Below are 19182 nucleotides of genomic sequence, written 5' to 3' on the forward strand. Positions count from 1 at the left end.
TATATCCGGCCAGTTTTGCGTTTTCAGCCGCTTTTTGGTTAAGTAGGGCCTAAGTTTTTAGCGTCATATTGGATACATCTAAAGTTTTCACTCATTAGGAGAACCGTTATGTCCACCACTACTTTGAAACGCGCTGCCGTCGCTGTCGCCGTGCTGGGCGTGATCGGCGTCGGCGGTGCGGTCGCTGTCAAACAGAGCGCCGCCGTTGCCGCCGCCACCGTGCCGGTCGCTGCCGTCGCTGCCAGCGCCGCGCCGGCGCCGGTCGGCGCGCCCGCCATCTCCCTGCCTGATTTCAGCAGCATCGTGACCCAGAACGGCCCGGCCGTGGTCAATATCAACGTCACCGGCAGCACCAAGACCGCCTTCGATCCGGACGCTCAGCAGGGCCGCGGCGATCCGTATGCGGACGATCCGTTCTACGAATTCTTCCGCCGCTTCCAGGGTCAGCAGCGCGGCCAGCAGCGCCAGGCGCCGAGCCATGGCCTCGGCTCCGGCTTCATCATCAGCCCGGATGGCATTATCCTGACCAACGCCCACGTGGTGCGTGACGCCAGCGAGGTGGTGGTCAAGCTGACTGACCGCCGCGAATTCCGCGCCAAGGTACTCGGCTCCGATCCGCAAAGCGATGTCGCCGTGCTGAAAATCGACGCCAAGAACTTGCCGGTGGTGCCGCTGGCCAAGGGCAACGACCTGAAAGTGGGCGAATGGGTGCTGGCCATCGGTTCGCCATACGGCCTGGATAACACTGTGACCGCCGGCGTGGTCAGCGCCAAGGGCCGCTCGCTGCCGGACGGTAACGTGCCCTTCATCCAGACCGACGTCGCGGTCAATCCGGGTAACTCCGGCGGCCCGCTGTTCAATACACGCGGCGAGGTGGTCGGCATCAACTCGCAGATTTATAGCCAGACCGGCGGCTATCAGGGCTTGTCGTTCGCCATCCCGATCGACGTCGCCAACAAGATCAAGAACCAGATCGTTTCTACTGGCAAGGTGGTACACGCCAAGCTGGGCGTGGAAGTGCAGGAAGTGAATCAGGGCTTTGCCGATTCCTTTAACCTTGCCACGCCGGAAGGCGCGCTGATCGCCAATGTGGAACGCGGCGGCCCGGCGGATAAAGCCGGCTTAAAGGCGGGCGATGTGATCCGTTCGGTCAACGGCCAGAAGATCATCAGTTCGGTCGACCTGCCGTCCATGGTCGGTTTGTCGACGCCGGGCGAGAAGATTACGCTGGAGATCTGGCGCCAGGGTAAGCCGGTGCAGATTGTCGCCACGCTGGGTAACGCGACGGACAAGGTGGCCAAGGGCGATGCGCCTGGGGCGGACCAGCCCGGCGCCAAGCTGCGCCTGGGCTTGTCGCTGCGTCCGCTGGAGCCGGCCGAACGGCGTGATTCCGGCATCGCCGGCGGCCTGCTGATCCAGGATGCGGGCGGCGCGGCGGCCGATGCCGGCGTGCAGCCGGGCGATGTGCTGTTGTCGGTCAACGGCCGTCCGGTCAACAGCGTCGACCAGGTGCGCGAGGTGGTGGGCAAGTCGTCCAAGTCGGTGGCATTGCTGATCCAGCGCGGGGACGATAAAATCTTCATTCCGGTGCGCCTGGGATAAGATGCGTCGCATCGGCAGAACGCTTCAACAAAAATAGAAAGGAAATAACATGCGACTTCTGCTGGTGGAAGACGACACGATGATCGGCGAGGTAGTGCTGGACCTGTTACGGGCCGAGCACTACGCGGTCGACTGGGTCAAGGACGGCGCGATGGCCGACACCGCGCTGCAAACCCAGACCTACGATCTGGTGCTGCTGGACCTGGGCCTGCCGCGCAAGGACGGCCTCGACGTGCTGCGCTCGATGCGCCTGCGCAAGGAACTGACCCCGGTGCTGATCGCCACCGCGCGTGACGCCAAGGAACAGCGCATTGCCGGCCTGGACGCCGGCGCCGACGATTACGTGCTCAAGCCTTACGACCTGGACGAGCTGCTGGCCCGCATCCGCGCGCTGCTGCGCCGGTCGGCCGGCCGCGCCGAGCCGGTGTTCGAGCACGGCAACGTCACCGTCAATCCGCAAACCCGCGAAGTGATCGCCGACGGCAAGCCGGTCAGCCTGTCGGCGCGCGAATGGGCGGTGCTGGAAGCGCTGATCGCGCGGCCGGGCATCGTGCTGTCGCGCCACCAGCTGGAAGAAAAGCTGTACAGCTGGAAGGATGAAGTCAATAGCAACGCGGTGGAAGTCTACATCCACGGCCTGCGCAAGAAACTCGGCGCGGAACTGATCCAGAACGTGCGCGGCCTCGGCTACATGGTGCCGAAACTATGAAGGTAAGGATGCCGCCGCTGCCGCGCGTGCCGGTGGTGACCCACTCGCTGCGCGGCCGTTTGTTGTGGTTCCTGCTGGCCGCCATCACCATGGCGGCCTTTGCGCAAGCGATGATCGCCTACCGCAGCGCGCTGAGCGACGCCGACCAGATCTTCGACTATCACATGCAGCAGATGGCGATGTCGCTGCGCTCCAGCGCCACGCTGACCAACAAGGCGGCCGACACCGCGGCCGATCCGGAAAACGACGATCTGGTGGTGCAGGTGTGGACCCCGGACGGCGCGCAGGTGTTCCGCTCGCTGTCGCGCGCGGCCTTGCCGCAGCGGGCGGTGCTGGGCTTTTCCAATGTGCGCGTCAACAAGACCACCTACCGGGTGTTCTCGGTGCAGACCTCCAACCAGACGGTGCAGATCGCGCAGGACATGGCGGTGCGCCAGCGCATGGCCGGCACGCTGGCCTTGCGCACGGTCGGCCCGATCGCCGTCATGGCGCCGGTGCTGATGCTGGTGGTGTGGTGGGTGGTGTCAGGTTCGCTGGCGCCGGTGTCGCGCGTCAAGCGGCAGGTGGCCGCGCGCCAGGCCGAGGATTTGTCGCCGGTGTCGGAAAACGATTTGCCGGATGAAGTGCTGCCGCTGGTGCAGGAGCTCAATTTGCTGTTTGTCCGGGTGCGCACGGCGTTCGACGCCCAGCAGCACTTTGTGGCCGACGCCGCGCACGAACTGCGCACGCCGCTGGCGGCGCTCAAGTTGCAGGTGCTGAGCCTGGAGCGGGCGCAGGACGAGGCGGCGCGCAAGCTGGCAGTGTCGCGCGTTACGGCCGGCATCGAGCGCGCCACGCGGCTGGTGGAGCAGTTGTTGGTGCTGGCGCGGCAGGAGGGCGCCAGCGAGGAGATCAAGTCGGAGCCGGTCAACCTGGGCGACGTGGTCAAGCGCGTGCTGGGCGACATGAACGGGCTGGCGCAGGCGCGCCAGATCGACCTCGGCCTGCATCATAACGAGGATGTGGTGGTGGCCGGTCATCCGGATGCGCTGCTGATCCTGCTGCGCAACCTGGTCGACAACGCCATCAAGTACACGCCGGCCGGCGGCACCGTCGATATCGACCTGCAGCGTAGCGTGGCCGCCACAAAAAATGCCCGGCCGCGGATTGTGCTGAGCGTCGAGGATTCCGGCCCCGGCATCCCGGCCGAGGAGCGCGAACGGGTGTTCAGCCGCTTCTACCGCGTGCCGGGCAGTCCGGCTGGCGGCAGCGGCCTGGGCATGGCGATCGTGCAGTCGATTGCCGAGCGCCACGGCGCCGTGCTGTCGCTCGGCCAGTCCGACCGTTTGGGCGGTCTGAAGGTGAATGTCGATTTTCCCGAGACTAGCAAGCCCACTCCGGTCTAAAATGCCGTTTTGACACGGTGTTGGAGTGGTGCATGAACAAAATCGGATTTTCGGGAACCCTGGACCCGATCACCAACGGCCATATGTGGGTGATCAACGAAGCCCGCTCGCTGGCGGACGAGGTAGTGGTCTTCCTGTCTGAAAATCCGGCCAAGAAGCCCAAGTTTTCGGCCGAGGAGCGCAAGAGCATCATCTCGCTTAGCTGCACGGAGCAGGGCTGGGACAATGTCTCGGTGGTGATCGTGCGCGGCGACTACACGGCGCGCGCGGCCAAGAAGCAGGGCGTCGAGTGCCTGATCCGCGGCATCCGCACCACCGCCGACTTCGATTACGAGAATCTGATCCAGCAGACCAATGTGGACGTGCTGCAAGGCGCGAAGACGGTGTTCGTGATGCCGCCGCGCGACCTGGGTTCGGTCAGTTCGTCGTTCGTCAAGGCGCTGGAAGGGCCGATTGGCTGGAACTGGATCATGAAGAAATTCGTGCCCGGTCCGGCGTATCACGCCTGGGTGCTGAGCTGGCTGCGCAGGGAATGGGAAACCTTGTGGGATTACGAGCACCGCGACGCCACCGCGATCGCCCATGCGGACGACTGGTTCGCGCGGCTGACCGGCCCCGATTGCTACGGCGGTTCAGCGCGCTACTATCACAACCTCGACCATCTGGTGCATGGCCTGTGCGAGATCCGCGTGTGGGCCGGCAATATGCGGCCGGAGCCGGCCGATGTCGACATCATCAAGCAGGCGTTCTGGTTTCACGATGCCGAGTATGGCCACACCGGCGACCCGGCGGCGCCGACCAACGAGGAAGCCAGCGCGCAGATGTGGCTGGGCAGCCATCTGGGGCAGGAAATGGACGACGCGGCCGAACTGATACGCGCCACTGATCATTTCCAGGAAGCGGCGATTACGCACCGGTTAAAAGACGTGCTGCTGAGTGTGGATCTGGCGATTCTGGGCCAGGATGATGAGGTCTACCAGAATTACGCGCGCGCCATCCGCCAGGAGTACAGCCACATGGCGGACGACGTTTATCGCGAACAGCGCGGCGCGGCGCTGGCGCACCTGTGCCGCAAGGCGCAGCAAGGGCTGCTGTTCGGCAACGCCTACTTCGCCGAACAGTACAACGAGCGCGCCATCGACAACATGCAGCGCGAGATGGCGCGGCTGGCGGCCGCTTAATCAGGCGGTCGGCGGCAGTTCGACTTGTTCCTTGCGAATGGCGATGGCTTCGCCCAGCGCCATCAGGTCCAGCTTGGCCTTGCGCGCCTTGGGGAACATTTCCTCTTCTTCTTCCTTGACGTGGTGGTCGATCAGCTCGCCCAGCACCTTGACCTTGGCGTCGTACAGGTCGTCGGTCGGCTCCATGCTGATGATCTGCGCGATCAGGTCTTTGGCCGAGGCGTGTTCAACCACGGCTTCGTCCACCAGGTCTTCTTCCTTGGTGGCTTTGCGCACGGCCGGGTAGAAAATCTCTTCTTCCGCCGTCGCATGCTTGGTCAGCTCTTCGCAGATCTGCAATGCCAGCTTGTGTTTGCTGACGTGCGCGCGGTCGCCCAGCTCTTCATATTGCTCGAACATCGACTTGACGTGCTCGTGGTCTTCGGTGAGCAGCGTGATCGCATCCTGCGGTTCGGTGGCGGTGGGAATAGGCTTTGGAATCTTATCCTGCGATGGGGTAGTGGTTCTCATGTCGGCTCCTTGCGTGGCTAATGAACGTGCGGGGACTGCCAAGCCAGTCTAGGAGCCGCCCCCGCACTGGTCTGTGCGCCGCACCACGCTAATGACCCGACGTTGTTGCTTAGAACCTATTCCAGTTATTGCGGCGGTGTTCGCTGGCCTCCTTCATCAGCTCGCCGGCGCGGCGTTCGTCCCTGGCCGACAAGGCGTCACCCAGCTGAACGGTCATCGCCAGTTCCTGCAGCGCCGGTGGATATTCGTGCTCGGCCGCTTCTTCCAGCCAGGTGCGGGCCTTGGCCGTATCTTGCGCCACGCCTTCACCTGAACGGTAGATGTTGGAGAGCAGGAACATCGCATGCGCATTGCCCAACTCAGCCGCCTGAGTCAACAGGCGCGCTGCCCGTGCCGCATCGCGCGGCACGCCATTGCCGTTCTTGACCATCAGGCCCAGCGCCAGCGCCGCCTTGGCGTGCTGATGCTGGGCCGCCAGCGCGTACCACGGCGCTGCCGCCGCTGGTGCAGCCGGCACGCCCAGCACGCCGACCCGCAGCATTTCGCCCAGCTGGAAGGCGGCTTCGACATCGCCCCCTCGCGCCGCCTGCTCAAACAGCTTGAGCGCGTCGGCGCGTTGCTCGGGGCGCGACTGGTAGAGTATCGCCAGTTCACGCTGCGCCACCGGCAGGTTCTGCTCCGACCAGGCGATCAGCTTACGCTCGGCGTGCGCGTCCGCTTCCTGCTTGGCCTTCATGCCGATGACTTCGATTTGCGCCGAGGTCGGTTTTTCGTGCTGCATCTGGCAGCCGAACAGCAAAACCGAACTCAGCAACGCTGCGGTCAGGGTGCGCATGGTCTTTCCTCGGCTTATTTGCTCAGGTCGATGGTGTACTTGGCGAAGCCGCTGGCGTCCAGGCCGCCTTCAGCCGTTACCGCCGTCAGGCCGCTGCCTTTGGCGACCGACAGGTGGCCCGGCGCCGAACGCAGGATCACCGGACCGGCGGTCGTCACCTTGACGAAACTCCAGCTGCGCGCGCTGCCGTTGCCGCTCAGCGTGACCTTGCCGCTGGCCGCGCCTTGCGCCGTCAGGTAGTTGCTGACCACGGTCTGGTTGGCGTCCGGCGACTTGATGATGGTCTTGCTGCCGTCGATGCCAGGCACCGCGCCACCGCCGCCTGCACGGTAGTCGTTGGTGGCGACGATGAAGTCATCGCCATCCGCGACGGCCTTGCCCAGGTAGGTCAGGTTGACGATGCGGCTGCCGGCCGGCTTGGTCACATCGATCTGGTAGGTCAGCGCGTTGTTCTCGGCGTAGAACACGTCGTAGTTGTAGATCGTGCTGTAGCTCGGCACCAGATCCTGCTCGGCGGTCTTGGCCGGGTCGATCTGGCCGAACTGCTTGGCGGCGGTTTCCAGCCAGGCTTTCAGGTCCGAACCCTTGATTTTGACCGCTTGCAGGTTGTTGTTCGAGTACAGGTACAGATCGCCAGGGTTACGCACTTGCAGGCCGATCGGCGCGGTCGGCGAGGCGCCCGGCGCCACATCGGTAAAGTCCGAAGGACCGTTGCGGCCGGCCTTGAACGGCGCGCTGCACGAAATCACCGGAATGTTCTTGTAGCCGGCCAGCGTGGCGTCGGTGCTGGTGGCGATGAAGTTCTTCACATACGCCAGCTGTGCCTGGTTGACCAGCTGAATCGCGCTGACGTCGCCGGCCAGCGAGAAGTAGGAAGACATCTCGAAGTCGGTGGTCACGCCCAACGGCTGCTTGGCGTAGGCGATGGTGGCGGCGTGCTCGCTGGCCACCAGCGGCGCGACGCTGCTGTCGGCGGCGATGTTGGTGGTGCCGTCGGTGTACTTGAAGCCGCGCGATTCCACCGTGGTCTTTGCTGGCTGCACCACCCATTTGCCGCCGGTGTAGGCCAGGGTCAGCTTGATGATGCCCAGACGGCGGCCCCAGCTTTGCGCCATGACGGTTGGCACGCCGTTGACGAAGCCGTTGACAGCGTCGATGTTGGCGCTGGCCGGGAAGGCGGCGAACGATGGATCCAGTGCCGCCGCGCCGGTCTCTTTGCCTTTCGGGAAGATCAGGTGCGAGTGGCCGATCAGCAGCGCGTCGATGCCGGTGCTGGTCAGGTGGTAGGAACCGTTTTCCATTTTCGGGCTGTAGGCGCTCGGGTCGAGGCCGCCGTGCGACAGCGCCACCACCAGGTCGGCGCCTTTGGTGCGCATTTCCGGCACGTATTGCTTGGCGGCTTCCTGCACACCGGTGATGGCGACTTTGCCAGCCAGGTTTTTCTGGTCCCATTCGAGGATCTGCGGCGGCACGAAGCTCATGATGCCGATGTTCATTTTCACATCCAGCTTGCTGCCGTCCGGCTTGGTGGCCGAGAAGGTGCGCGGCAGCAGCGTGTATGGCTGGACGATCGGTTTGCCGCTGGCCACGCCGGTGACGTTGGTCAGCACCAGCGGGAAGGCCGGCGCGCCGCAGGTGCCGCTCGGCTTGGTCACGCCCGGAATGCCGAAGTCGGTATTGGTGACCTGGCTCAGGAATGGCAGGCCGTAGTTGAATTCGTGGTTGCCGAAACCGCCGCCGTCGAACTTCATGGCGTTCATGACTTTGTGCACGGCCAGTGTGTCGGTGCAGGCGATCGGCTTGGTGACGGCTTGCAGGTCGCCCAGCAGCGTACCCTGGATGGTGTCGCCGTCGTCCAGCAGGACGTTGTTCGGGTTCTCGCTGCGCGCAGCCTTGACCAGCGACGACGTGCGCTCCAGGCCCAGGCTGGTGTCCTCGGCCAGCGAGTAGTAGTTGTAGCTCATCACGTTGGCGTGGATGTCGGTGGTCTCCAACAATGCCACGGTGACGGTGGTGCCTTCCGGGATCGCCGGCGCGGCGGGTGGGGTTACTGCCACAGGATTGTTATCGCCGCCGCATGCTACCAGGCCGGCTGCCGTCATGGCAGCCAGCATCACCAGATTCAATTTCATCACTACCTCGAAGGGGAAAATTCAAGGTTGCGACTTTAGCTATTTATCGTGACAACACTATGACATTGCGCAAATCAATATGCCCAGTACGGTCCGGCTTTGCCGGCGACGGTGTTGTTCTCCATCACCACGAACACCCGCCGGCCATAGAAGAACGGCAGGCCCCAGTCGAAATAGTTGCTGGAAGCGTTGCTGCTGCCGACCGTGCCGCCGACCTGCGCCGCGTTGACGGTCGAGGCCAGGTTGACCAGATTGACGACGTTGAAGTTGACCGCGCCGCTGGCGCTGCCATCGGACGCGGTGTTGGTGGCGCTGAGCGACAAGGTCGAGGCCGGGCAGTAGAAGTCGCCGCCCGAGCATTGGCGGATGCTGCTGTCGGCGAAGAAGTAGCCGTTCGAGCCGCTGTCGATGAAGCTGGCGCTGTAGGCCTTGCCGTTGTAGGTGGTGGTGAAGTCGCCGCTGCTGTTGGCCTTGAAGATGGTCTCGCTGGCGATGGTGTTGTTGCTCTGCGTGTTGACGCCGAACACCAACGTGCCGCTGACCGAGGTCAGGCCGGCCGTACCGACGCTGGGCATGGTGATCAGCAGGCCGTTGTTGTTGACCGAAAAGGAGGACACCGGATTGCTGATCTGCCTGGCCAGCGGCATGGCGCTGGCGCTGCAACTGCCGCTGGCGCAGGCGTAATAGACGCCGCTGATGGCGGCGTTGGCGCACGAACTGCCGCAATCCTGCTTGAACATGCCGACGCCGAGAATGCCCTTGGCGCCCAGCGCCGACAGCGTGCCCATATTGCTGCCGGCGCTGCTGCAACTCGATGGCGTGCTGGTGTAGCTGCTGCCAGTGTCGCCGATGACCTGGATCGAAATGGCGGAGGCCACTTCATCGGCCATCTTGACGTCGGCCTGGCGCACCGCGCCCCAGGTGTAGCCGCTGATGAATTTGCCGCATTCGCCGGCATCGGCGCCGCTGGCGGTGCTCACGGCCGGCAGCGCCAGCGTCGAACTGAGCTGGCTGGCCAGCAGGCGCAGGCCGTAGGAACCGGTGTCCAGCAGCACGTGGTCGATGGTCTGGCAGGTGGTGGTGCCGGGACGGCAGACGGTGACGCTGACATACGGCACATTGATCACGCCGCTGACGCCGCTCGGGCCGCTGTCGACCAGGATGGCGGTGCTGTTGCTCAGCGCTGCGGTGACGCTGAGCGCGGTGCTGGCGTCGGCACTGCCGCCGTCGCCGCTGCAGGTCATGCTATAGGTGAAGCTGCCGACGGCGGTCGGGGTGATGGTCATCGAACCGGAAGTGGCTTTGCTGCCGCTCCAGGCGCCGCTGGCGGTGCAACTGGTGGCGTTGGCCGACGACCAGCTGAGCGTGGTGCTCTGGGCGGTGGTAATGTTGGCCGGCGCCAGCGTCAGGCTGACGGTGGGCGAGGGCGGCGGCGTGGCCACGGTCACCACGGCGGTGTTGCTGACGCTGCCGCAGGTCAGCGTGTAATTGGCGGTACCTGCCGCGCCGGCGGTGACGGTCTGGGTGCCGCTGGTGGCCAGCGTGCCGCTCCAGGCGCCGGAGGCGGTGCAGCTGCTGCCGGTTGGATTGGCGACGCTCCAGGTCAGCGTGACGACCTGGCCGGTGGTAGTGGCGGTCGGCGTGGCGCTGATGCTGACGACCGGTGTGGCAGCGGCCATCGATTCGGTGGTGCTGGTGGTGGTCGCGGTGGACGACGAACTGCCGCCACCGCCGCAGGCGGCCAGCGCCAGGCACAGCAAGGCGCCTGCCAGATGAGCAAATTTCATGCAGACTCCCTTATTCTATGGTGGTGGTGTCGAAGCCGGCCGGCAGTGCGCTGGGAATCCAGGCCTGGCCGGAGTACGCGCGCATGTGGCCGCTGGAGACGATGACCACGTCGGACTGGTCGATCGCCAGTTGCGAGTGACCGGCCTTGGGTCGCTTGGCAGCGTTGCTGGTCATGACGGTGAATTTAGCGCCGAGCAGCGTGCGCAGGTCCGGCAGGGTCGGGCCGGTCCAGCTGACGGCAAATACCACGCCGCTGGCGTCGGTGTATTCGCGCACGATGGTTCCGCTGTCGAGCGTGCTTTGGCTGATGGTGTAGACCGCCGTGGTGGTGGCGCTGTTGGTGCTACTGGTGCTGGTGGCCGCCAGGCTGCGCGCCGCCATGCGGATTTGGGTGGTGTTACCGCCGAAGTCGGACGGCGAGCCGCCCAGTGCTGCCCAGGCGAGTGCGCCTTGGAGCATGGACAGGAATAACATCAGGGTGAGTGCGCGGCGCATACTTGCTCCATTGCCGAAAATAAAGACAATGGTAGTCTAGAATGCTCGCGTGTTCAGTTAGGTTAGCGATATGTAATAAAACGTTACATGCGCGGCGCGGCAGCCGCAGGAGCAACCGGCGCCGGCTGAGTGTAGATCACCACCGGCGGCAGAGGCGCCGGCGGCGGCGTTTTGGGCACCGCATTGTTGAGCACGAAAGTAATAACGACGATGCCGGTGCCGCCCAACACAATGGCAGTGCCGACGATCCACTTAATCATATCGGCAAAACCTTTGTGCATTTCGGCTCGTAACGCTTCGAGGTCGGACTTAGTGGCGCACTGGTCCAGGCGGGTCTCTATTTTCACCAGCCTTTGCTTGGTGTCTATAGCGAATTCTTCCAGCTTCACCAATCTTTCCTTGGCGTCGGCTGCGAATTCTTCGAGCTTTGCGATCCTGGTTTCCATACCAGGATCGTATTCCCCGTCACTGCCGCCGTCAAACGCGCACCATTGAGCTAGCTCAGAACTTCACGTAGAGCCTGCCGAAGTAGGAGGCGCCGTTCAGGCCGAACTGTACCGACTCGTACTTGAAACCATTGTCGGTCTCATCCGGATTCTGCGTGGTCGGATGCACGTTGAAGATGTTGTTGCCGCCAAACGTGAACTTCATGTTCTTGTTGATGGTGTACGTGAAGCTCAGGTCGGCAGAAGCCTTGGCGTCATAGTGCTGGTTGGCCACGCCGGCGGCGGTGCCGCTGTAGGTGCCCAGCGTTTGCGGGCCGAAGTAGATCAGCTTGAGATCGGTTTCCCAGGCGCTGTGGACGTAATCGAAGCCCAGCGTGGCCTTCGAGCGCGGCGCGCCTTGTTCGATGTACAGGCGTTCTTTCTCCGACAGCAGCACATCTTCATAACCCTTCAGCGACGCCGGCGCGTGGATGCCGGTCACTTCAGTCTTGCTGACGTTGAGCGCCAGGAAGGTGGTCAGCTTGTCGGCGCCAAAGGTGGCCTTGTGCGACGCGGTCAGATCCAGGCCCTTGGTCTTGGTGTCGACCGAGTTGACGAAGAACTGCGCCTGGCCCACGCCCAGGGTCGCCAGCTTGCTCGCCAGGTCCGGGTAGTTGCTGTCGTCAAAGCGGCCGGACAGCACGATCCGGTCCTTGATCTTGATCTGGTACAGGTCGGCGGTCACCGACACGGCTTGTGTCGGTGTCCAGGTCGAGCCCAGCGTGAAGCTGGTGGATTTCTCTTCCTTCAGCTTGGGAATGCCGGCCAGATTGGTCACCGCGCTATTGTTCGGCGCCAGCACCACGTCGGTCGGCACGCCGCCGATGAAGTCGGTGAAGGTCGACGAGAAATACATCTGCTGCAGCGACGGCGCGCGGAAACCGGTCGACGCCGAACCGCGCAACAGCACGGTCGGGGCCACGCGCCAGCTACCGGCCAGCTTGCCGGTGGTGGTCGAGCCGAAGTCGCTGTACTTCTCGTAGCGCACTGCACCCTGAGCTTTGACGGTGTCGGTCAGGTCGGCTTCCAGATCGAGGTACGCAGCGACGTTGTGGCGGTTGGCGTCGACCTGATCGGCCGGCTGGAAGCCGGGGAAGCCCTGGCTGCCGGCAGCTCCGCCGATGCCCACGCCGTCGGCGTCGATGTACGAGCCGGTTTCGCCGGCGTAAATCTTGTAGTTCTCGTGACGGTACTCGGCGCCGAAGGCGACGTTCAGGCCACGGCCCATGACGCCGTCGAAGTAGCGGTTGAAGTCGAGGTTGGTGGTCAGCTGCTCGAACGAGAAGCCGCCGGCGTTGAAGCTGGTCGGGCTGATGCCCTTGCCGCCGGCCAGCAGGTCCTTGTTGGCGATCGACGCATTCAGCGTGTTGCTGATGTCGTAGATCATCTTGTTGTAGCCGTACGTCTGCGACAGGTCCATATTCCATTCGCCGACCTGGTTGCGGTGGCCGATGGTAGCGTAGCGGTCGTCGATGGTGGCGTTGATGAACGGCACGAAACCGTTCGGGTACATGGCGGCCGAGTTGCGCGACGGGATGTCGTCGCTGTCGATGCCGCCGCGTGCCCAGGCGCCGGACGAAGCGTCGCGGGTTTGTGCACCGGCGGTCAGGTACAGGCGGCCAGTGCCGACGGTTGGCAGTTCGCCGTTCAGGTACAGCGTCTGGTTCTTGGTCTTGCTGTCGCCGATGGTGCGCGGGTTGCCGTCTTCGGCGCGGTTGGAACGGCCACGGTCTAGGTATTCGCCGGTGATGCCGAGCACGCCGCCGTTGCCGATGTCAACGCCACAGTAGGCCGAGGCCAGGTAGTTTTTGCCGTCGCGGCGCGAGTATTCGCTGAAGCCGGCGACCGCTTCGCAGCCCTTGGATTTCTTCAGGCCGATATCCAGCACGCCGGCGATCGCGTCCGAGCCGTACTGGGCGGCGGCGCCGTCCCGCAGCACCTGCACGTCCTTGATGGCCAGCATCGGGATGGCGTTCATGTCGGTGCCGGTGTTGCCGCGGTTGCGCGCGCCAAACAGGTTGACCAGCGCGGTGGTGTGGCGGCGCTTGCCGTTGACCAGCACCAGAGTCTGGTCCGAGCCCAGGCCGCGCAGCGCGGCGGAGTCGACCAGGTCGGCGCCGTCGGAGCCGGTCTGGCGGGTCGAGTTGAACGATGGCGAAATATAGGTCAGCGTTTGCGCCAGGTCGAACTGGCCGCCCGATTCGCTGATCTTGCTCAGCGGAATCACATCAACCGGCACCACGGTATCGGTGGCCGAGCTGGTGGCGCGGCGCGAACCGATCACGCTGACCGATTGCATGGAGGGATCTGTTTGCGCCGAGGTTTGCGCATGAGTAAGCGGGGTGACTGCGACCGCGCTGGCGCCGTACAGGCTGATCAGCACGGCTTTACGTAAGGTTTTTGTTTTGAACACGTCGTCATCTCCCATGAAAATTTAATTCTATGCAAATATTTCATATCGATAGACGATTTCGTATCATTTGACGCGCAAACATTATTTTGTGTTGTATGCACGCGCCACTCGCGTCTTCACTCTACGTAGCACTACGCAAATTCGGTTTTCCCACCGATTAAAATACTTTCATCGAGGAACTCTGCGCGCAGCTGGCAGGGCGTGCCGAGGTTGGCGCCCTGGTAGACCGTAACGCTGCTTTTGAGCAACACAGCGAGCGCACCAGCGGCCACGCCAGTGGCGCCGTCTTCCGCTGCCGGGTCCAGATGGTTGAAGCTGCGGCCCTCCAGCGCGCCGTCGGGGCGGCGGCACCAGACATACGCGCCGCTGACGCCGTGCTGCTTGCCCCAGTCGGCGATGCCTTGCAGATCGGGCGTCAGCGCTTGCAGCGTGGCGCTGTCCGCTACCTCCAGCAGCAGCTTGGGGCTGCCGACCGAGGCGATCGCCGGTGGCGAGGCCAGAAGGATGCCGGGCGCGGCCAGCAGTTGCTGCTCCAGTCCGTCGGGCAGGGCCACCTGCGGGGCTGGTTGAGGCGACAGTTGCAGGAACACTTCGCCGCCTTGCAGGATCAACGTCAGCGGCTGGCCATGCATGGCGGTGCGCACTGCCAATCGTGGCCGCTCGGCCGACAGCAGCACGCGCGCCGCCGCCAGCGTCGCGTGCGAACAGAGCGGGCTGCGCCTATGCGGATAGAAAAAATCCAGCACGATGCTGCCATCGGTCGCCGTATCGATAAACACGCAGGCAGGCTTGTTGCGTTCCCTGGCGAACTGCTGGCGCTGATCAGCGCTGGATTGGTCGTGCTGAACCACCAGCGCCGCATTGCCGCTGCCCGGCGTAACGCCAAAACAAAGCAATTCTCGTACTTGTGAATTTTGCATTCTGAGTCTCCGTATCTGCGTTTCATCGCATTCTCCGCGCTTGGGAGCGCGCAGTCTGGAAAAATGCAATTTTCGTTAGGGATGGCATTATGATAAAACGTACCGTGATGTGCCTGGCGGGCTTGCTGTTGACTAGTCCGGTGCTGGCGGCCACCGTCACCACTCAACTGATCGACGGCCGCAAGGTGGAGCTGGTAGCGGTGAAAAATCCGGCAGCCTCAGCCACAGTGGTTTTTGAAAACGGCTCACGCGCGACTGTGGACAAATGGGACAAGGTCATCGACGGCATCGCGCCGCAGGCCTCGGTGTTTGCCTACAACCGTCCCGGCTATGGTAGCAGCGCCTCTACCGACACGCCGCGCGACGGTCTGACCATCGTCGAAGAACTACGCCGCAACCTCCAGCATGAAGGCTTGGCGCCGCCGTACATCCTGGTCGGTCACTCGCTGGGCGGCTTGTACATGCAGCTGTTCGCCAAGCGCCATCCGGACGAGGTAGCCGGCATCGTGCTGGTCGATGCGCTCTATCCGCGCGTCATCAAGAAGCCGGAAGACTTTCCGCTGATGACGCGGGCCGGCGAATGGCTGTTCTTCTCCAGCATGGTGCGCAAGGAAATCGGCAGCATCTACGAGACAGGAGAGCAGGTGCTAGCCCAAGGCAATATCGACGACAAGCCGATGATCCGCCTGATCAACCAGCCCAAAGGTGCAACCGCCGTTCCGGTCGATTTCGGCGTCATCAACAGAGACCCGCAAACCATTGCCTTCGTGCGCGCCATGTACCCGCAAGCCAAAACCATCGTGGTAGATTCCGACCACCAGATGCAAACCGCCTCGCCCCAATTCATCATCGACGCCATCCAGCAAATGATGGCCGCGCAACGGAAATAGTTCCTAATATTAGGTAGTGTAAAATACTGTATAAAAACACAGTATTCATTATGAGCATGCTACCCGCCCTGGGACTGCCGGCCTATGCCGAGCTGTTCTGTTTGTCCAATTTTTCGTTTCTGCAAGGCGCTTCGCATGCCGAGGAGCTGGTTGCGCGCGCGGTGCAGCTGGACTATGCGGCGCTGGCCATCACTGATGAATGCTCACTGGCGGGCGTAGTGCGTGCTCACGCCGAGGCCAAGGAGACGAAGTTTCCGCTGATTATCGGCAGCTATTTCCGGCTGACGAATCCGGATGGCACGCCTGCGCTGTCCTTCATAGCGCTGGCGAAAAACAAAGAGGGATACGGCAATCTGTGCGAGCTGATTACGATCGCGCGCAACCGCGTGGCCAAGGGCAGCTATCTGCTGACGCCGTCGGACCTGACTGCACCACCGCCGGAGTTTGCGCATCTGAAAGGGTTGCCGGATTGCCTGCTGATCCTGCTGCCGGAATATCCGGCGCACCGGCCCGGCGATGTGGACCGGCTGCACGCGCAGGCGGCGTGGATGGAATCGACCTTTCCCGGCCGCGTCTGGATGGGGCTGAATCTGCTGCTGCGCTCGTTTGATGAGGCGCACCGGCTCAGCATTGCCGAGGTAGCGTCGCAGCATCAGATGGCGGTGGTGGCGGTGGGGCAGGTCTGCATGCACGTGCGTTCGCGCAAGCCGTTGCAGGATACGCTGACGGCGATCCGCGTGGGCAAGCCGGTGAGCGAGTGCGGCTACGCGCTGGCGCAGAACGCTGAGCAGCATCTGCGCGCCCGCGTGCAGCTGGCCAATCTTTATCCGCCGGCGGCGCTGGCGGAAACGCTGAACATCGCCGCGCAGTGCCGCTTCAATCTGCAGGAGCTGCGCTACGAATATCCGCACGAATTGATTCCACCCGGCCACACCTCGGCCAGCTATCTGCGGCAGGAGGTTTACGCCGGCACGTTGCGGCGCTGGGCCAATGGTCCATCCGACAAGGTGCGCGCGCAAATCGAGAAGGAACTGGAGCTGATTGCCGAGTTGAAGTACGAGCCGTATTTCCTGACGGTGTATGACATCGTCCGCTTCGCCCGCTCGCAGGAGATCCTGTGCCAGGGCCGGGGCTCGGCGGCCAACTCGGTGGTGTGCTACTGCCTGGGCGTGACGGAGGTCGATCCGGAGCGCAGCAATATGCTGACTGGCCGCTTCATCTCGAAGGAGCGCAACGAGCCGCCGGACATTGATGTGGACTTCGAGCACCAGCGGCGCGAAGAAGTGATTCAATACATCTACAAAAAATATGGCCGTGACCGGGCCGCACTGGCGGCGGTGGTGATCAGCTACCGTCCCAAGAGCGCGTTGCGCGACAGCGGCAAGGCGCTGGGCGTCGATCTGGCGATTGTCGAAAAGGTCTGCAAGTCGCAACGCTGGTTCGACAGCCGTCACGATCTGGTGGCGCGGCTGGAGGAGTGCGGTCTCGATCCCGAGTCTCAGGTTGCGCAGCAGTGGGCGGCGCTGGCCTTTGCGCTATTGAGTTTTCCTCGCCATTTATCCCAGCACCCCGGTGGCTTTGTGATTTCGCATCACAAGCTGACGCGGCTGGTGCCGGTCGAGAAGGCAACCATGGAAGATCGCTATGTCATCCAGTGGGACAAGGATGATCTGGAAGAACTGGGACTGATGAAAGTGGATGTGCTGGCGCTGGGCATGTTGTCTGCACTGCGCCGGTCGCTGACGCTGCTGAGCGCAAAGTATGGCCGGCCATTGCTGCTGCAAGACATCCCCAAGGAAGATCCTGCAACCTACGACATGCTATGCGAAGCCGATACGATTGGCGTTTTCCAGGTCGAGTCGCGGGCGCAAATGAGCATGCTGCCGCGCCTGCGGCCCCGGGTATTTTACGATCTGGTGATCGAAGTCGCGATCGTCAGGCCCGGGCCGATACAAGGCGGGATGGTCCATCCTTATCTGCAGCGACGCATAAAGAACGAAAAGTATTGTCCTCCGGGACTGGAGGCGGCGCTGGAGCGCACCTTGGGCGTGCCGATCTTCCAGGAGCAAGTCATGCAGATTGCGCAAATCGCTGCCGGCTTTACCGAGGGCGAGGCAGACCAGTTGCGCCGTGCCATGGCGGCATGGAAGCGCAAGGGTGGCGTGGAGAAATATCAGAAAAAAATCATCGATGGCATGACGGCACGTGGCTACGATCTAAAATTTGCCGAAGCGATTTGCGAGCAAATCAAGGGCTTCGGTGAATACGGATTTCCGGAATCGCACTCGGCCAGCTTCGCGCTGCTGACGTATTTCAGTTCCTGGATCAAATGCCACGAGCCGGCGGCGTTTCTGTGCGCGCTGCTGAACAGCCAGCCGATGGGCTTTTACAGCCCGTCGCAACTGGTGCAGGACGCCAAGCGCCACGGCGTGGTGGTGCGCGAAATCGATGTGACCATCAGCGGCTGGGAGACGTCGCTGGAGGAGCCGGCCGGCCAGCGCGGGCAGCCGGCCGTGCGGCTGGGGCTGAACATGCTGAAGGGCATGCGCGAGGACACCGCATTGCGCATCGAAGCCGCGCGCGCCGCCGGTCCGTTTGTCAGCGTGGCCGATCTGGCACGGCGTGCCGATCTCGACCGCCATGCGCTGCAAGTGCTGGCCGGCGGCGATGCGCTGAGCCGGCTCTCCGGCCATCGGCGTCAGGCCTTATGGCAAGCGGTCGGCGCGGTGCCGGACAAGGATTTGCTGCGTCCCACCATGCCGGTCGAGGAAACGCCGGCGCTAGAAGCGCCCAGCGAAGGCGAAGACATCCTCGGCGACTACCGCTCGCACGGCCTGACACTGCGCCGCCATCCGGTGGCGCTGCTGCGCGCAACGCTGCTCAAGCACCGCTTCATGCCGGCGGAGATCCTCAACAGCTACACCAACAACATGGTGGCGCGCGCCTGCGGCATGGTCACGGTACGGCAACGTCCCGGCACCGCCAAGGGCGTGATTTTCATGACACTGGAAGATGAAACCGGCAGCGTCAACGTCATTATCTGGCCAACGCTGTTGGAGCAGCAGCGGCGCGAAGTGCTGAGTGCGCCGCTGCTGGGAGTGTATGGAGTGTGGCAACAGGAGGGCATGGTGCGCCACCTGGTTGCCAAGCGGCTGGTCGACATGTCCCACCTGCTGGGCAGGCTGCCGACCACCAGCCGCGATTTTTGCTAATTAACGGTTTCTACGCCGCAAATGTACCGCCACCATGGATTCCTGCCCGTCGTCCCAACTGCTAAGCATGACGGGACTGCTGCCCCGCAGCCGCTTTGGGCGGCCCAGGTAGTTGCGATACAGCCAGTGACCGGCCACGCCGGCAATGCCGGCCAGCACCAGGATGGCGGCAAACATTAGCGCACCCCTGGACGGGTATCCCCGCCGATGCCGTAGTAGTTGTGGACCTGGCTGGCCCAGGTCTGGTTGGCCATGTCGGGCCAGTTGTCTTTGTCAAAGCCCGGCGCCGCCTCGATGCGTTCCTTGTCGAGGTTGAGCGTGAAGCGTTTGTTGACGGTGTCCAGCGTCAGTGCTTCCCACGGCACGGCAAACAGTTTTTCGCCGATGGTCAGCACGCCGCCCGAGGACATCACCGCGTAGGCGATTTTACCGGTGCGCATGTCGAGCATGATTTCCTTGATCTCGCCCAGGTGCTCGTTTTGCAGGTTGTGGACATGGTCGCCGATCAACGTGTCAGCGCCCATCAGTTCAGGGCCAGGACCCTTATGGCCGTTGTCCACATACATGCCATATTGATCACGATCTTCGTAGCTCATCATGAATCTCCTTTAACTATTGAGCGTTC

The 19182-nt window shown here is 63.2% G+C and carries 16 protein-coding genes; 6 read left to right on the plus strand and 10 right to left on the minus strand.

Annotated elements, in window-relative coordinates; translation table 11 throughout:
• The first annotated feature begins 108 nt into the window (after positions 1–108).
• The 4 genes from GTP55_RS05005 to coaD are packed head-to-tail and all read left to right on the plus strand — an operon-like array spanning position 109 to position 4877.
• Entirely contained in the window at positions 109–1602 is a 1494-nt protein-coding gene (locus GTP55_RS05005) for a Do family serine endopeptidase (protein WP_161043880.1), read from the plus strand.
• Between the two features lie 49 nt (positions 1603–1651).
• Complete coding sequence (locus tag GTP55_RS05010; RefSeq protein WP_154359790.1) at positions 1652–2311, plus strand: response regulator; 660 nt, start codon at positions 1652–1654, stop codon at positions 2309–2311.
• An 8-nt stretch (positions 2312–2319) separates the two neighbouring features.
• Complete coding sequence (locus GTP55_RS05015) at positions 2320–3696, plus strand: ATP-binding protein (RefSeq protein ID WP_229257754.1); 1377 nt, start codon at positions 2320–2322, stop codon at positions 3694–3696.
• Between the two features lie 32 nt (positions 3697–3728).
• Positions 3729–4877: a pantetheine-phosphate adenylyltransferase gene (gene coaD / locus GTP55_RS05020; RefSeq protein WP_161043882.1), complete on the plus strand. Its 1149-nt coding sequence runs from the start codon at positions 3729–3731 to the stop codon at positions 4875–4877.
• On the opposite strand, the gene GTP55_RS05025 is transcribed toward coaD, so the two are convergent.
• The 8 genes from GTP55_RS05025 to GTP55_RS05060 all read right to left on the minus strand — a co-directional run bounded on the left by GTP55_RS05025 (position 4878) and on the right by GTP55_RS05060 (position 14455).
• On the minus strand, positions 4878–5387 hold the full coding sequence (locus tag GTP55_RS05025) for a hemerythrin domain-containing protein (RefSeq protein WP_161043883.1): 510 nt from the start codon (positions 5385–5387) through the stop codon (positions 4878–4880).
• Between the two features lie 109 nt (positions 5388–5496).
• A complete protein-coding gene (locus GTP55_RS05030) occupies positions 5497–6222 on the minus strand; it encodes a tetratricopeptide repeat protein (RefSeq protein WP_161043884.1) in 726 nt (241 codons plus the stop codon).
• 14 nt (positions 6223–6236) lie between these two features.
• Positions 6237–8354 (minus strand): bifunctional 2',3'-cyclic-nucleotide 2'-phosphodiesterase/3'-nucleotidase, encoded by a 2118-nt coding sequence (locus tag GTP55_RS05035; protein ID WP_161043885.1) that lies wholly within the window; start codon positions 8352–8354, stop codon positions 6237–6239.
• A gap of 74 nt (positions 8355–8428) precedes the next feature.
• The gene (locus GTP55_RS05040; RefSeq protein ID WP_161043886.1) at positions 8429–10141 is read right to left on the minus strand and encodes a DUF3443 family protein; all 1713 of its coding nucleotides are present in this window, start codon (positions 10139–10141) and stop codon (positions 8429–8431) included.
• Between the two features lie 10 nt (positions 10142–10151).
• On the minus strand, positions 10152–10637 hold the full coding sequence (locus GTP55_RS05045; protein ID WP_161043887.1) for a DUF2844 domain-containing protein: 486 nt from the start codon (positions 10635–10637) through the stop codon (positions 10152–10154).
• Between the two features lie 83 nt (positions 10638–10720).
• Positions 10721–11083, minus strand: a complete 363-nt coding sequence (locus tag GTP55_RS05050; protein WP_161043888.1) for a hypothetical protein — start codon at positions 11081–11083, stop codon at positions 10721–10723.
• A 55-nt stretch (positions 11084–11138) separates the two neighbouring features.
• Positions 11139–13535, minus strand: a complete 2397-nt coding sequence (locus GTP55_RS05055) for a TonB-dependent receptor plug domain-containing protein (protein WP_371868285.1) — start codon at positions 13533–13535, stop codon at positions 11139–11141.
• Between the two features lie 131 nt (positions 13536–13666).
• Complete coding sequence (locus GTP55_RS05060) at positions 13667–14455, minus strand: PhzF family phenazine biosynthesis protein (protein ID WP_161043890.1); 789 nt, start codon at positions 14453–14455, stop codon at positions 13667–13669.
• Between the two features lie 89 nt (positions 14456–14544).
• Here GTP55_RS05060 and GTP55_RS05065 point away from each other — a divergent pair, with 89 nt between their 5' ends.
• Both GTP55_RS05065 and GTP55_RS05070 read left to right on the plus strand, forming a co-directional pair.
• Complete coding sequence (locus tag GTP55_RS05065) at positions 14545–15345, plus strand: alpha/beta fold hydrolase (protein ID WP_161043891.1); 801 nt, start codon at positions 14545–14547, stop codon at positions 15343–15345.
• A gap of 56 nt (positions 15346–15401) precedes the next feature.
• Positions 15402–18557 (plus strand): error-prone DNA polymerase, encoded by a 3156-nt coding sequence (locus GTP55_RS05070; protein WP_161044233.1) that lies wholly within the window; start codon positions 15402–15404, stop codon positions 18555–18557.
• Here GTP55_RS05070 and GTP55_RS05075 read toward each other — a convergent pair whose 3' ends face one another.
• Positions 18558–18734 carry a hypothetical protein gene (locus GTP55_RS05075; protein WP_161043892.1) on the minus strand — a complete coding sequence of 59 codons (177 nt, stop codon included), beginning with the start codon at positions 18732–18734 and terminating at the stop codon, positions 18558–18560. It lies immediately after the preceding gene.
• Entirely contained in the window at positions 18734–19153 is a 420-nt protein-coding gene (locus GTP55_RS05080) for a PRC-barrel domain-containing protein (RefSeq protein ID WP_161044234.1), read from the minus strand. Before GTP55_RS05080 ends, GTP55_RS05075 begins: the two co-directional genes overlap by 1 nt.
• Positions 19154–19182 lie beyond the last annotated feature (29 nt).

It is taken from the genome of Duganella margarita, assembly GCF_009857535.1.
GTDB lineage: Bacteria > Pseudomonadota > Gammaproteobacteria > Burkholderiales > Burkholderiaceae_D > Rugamonas > Rugamonas margarita.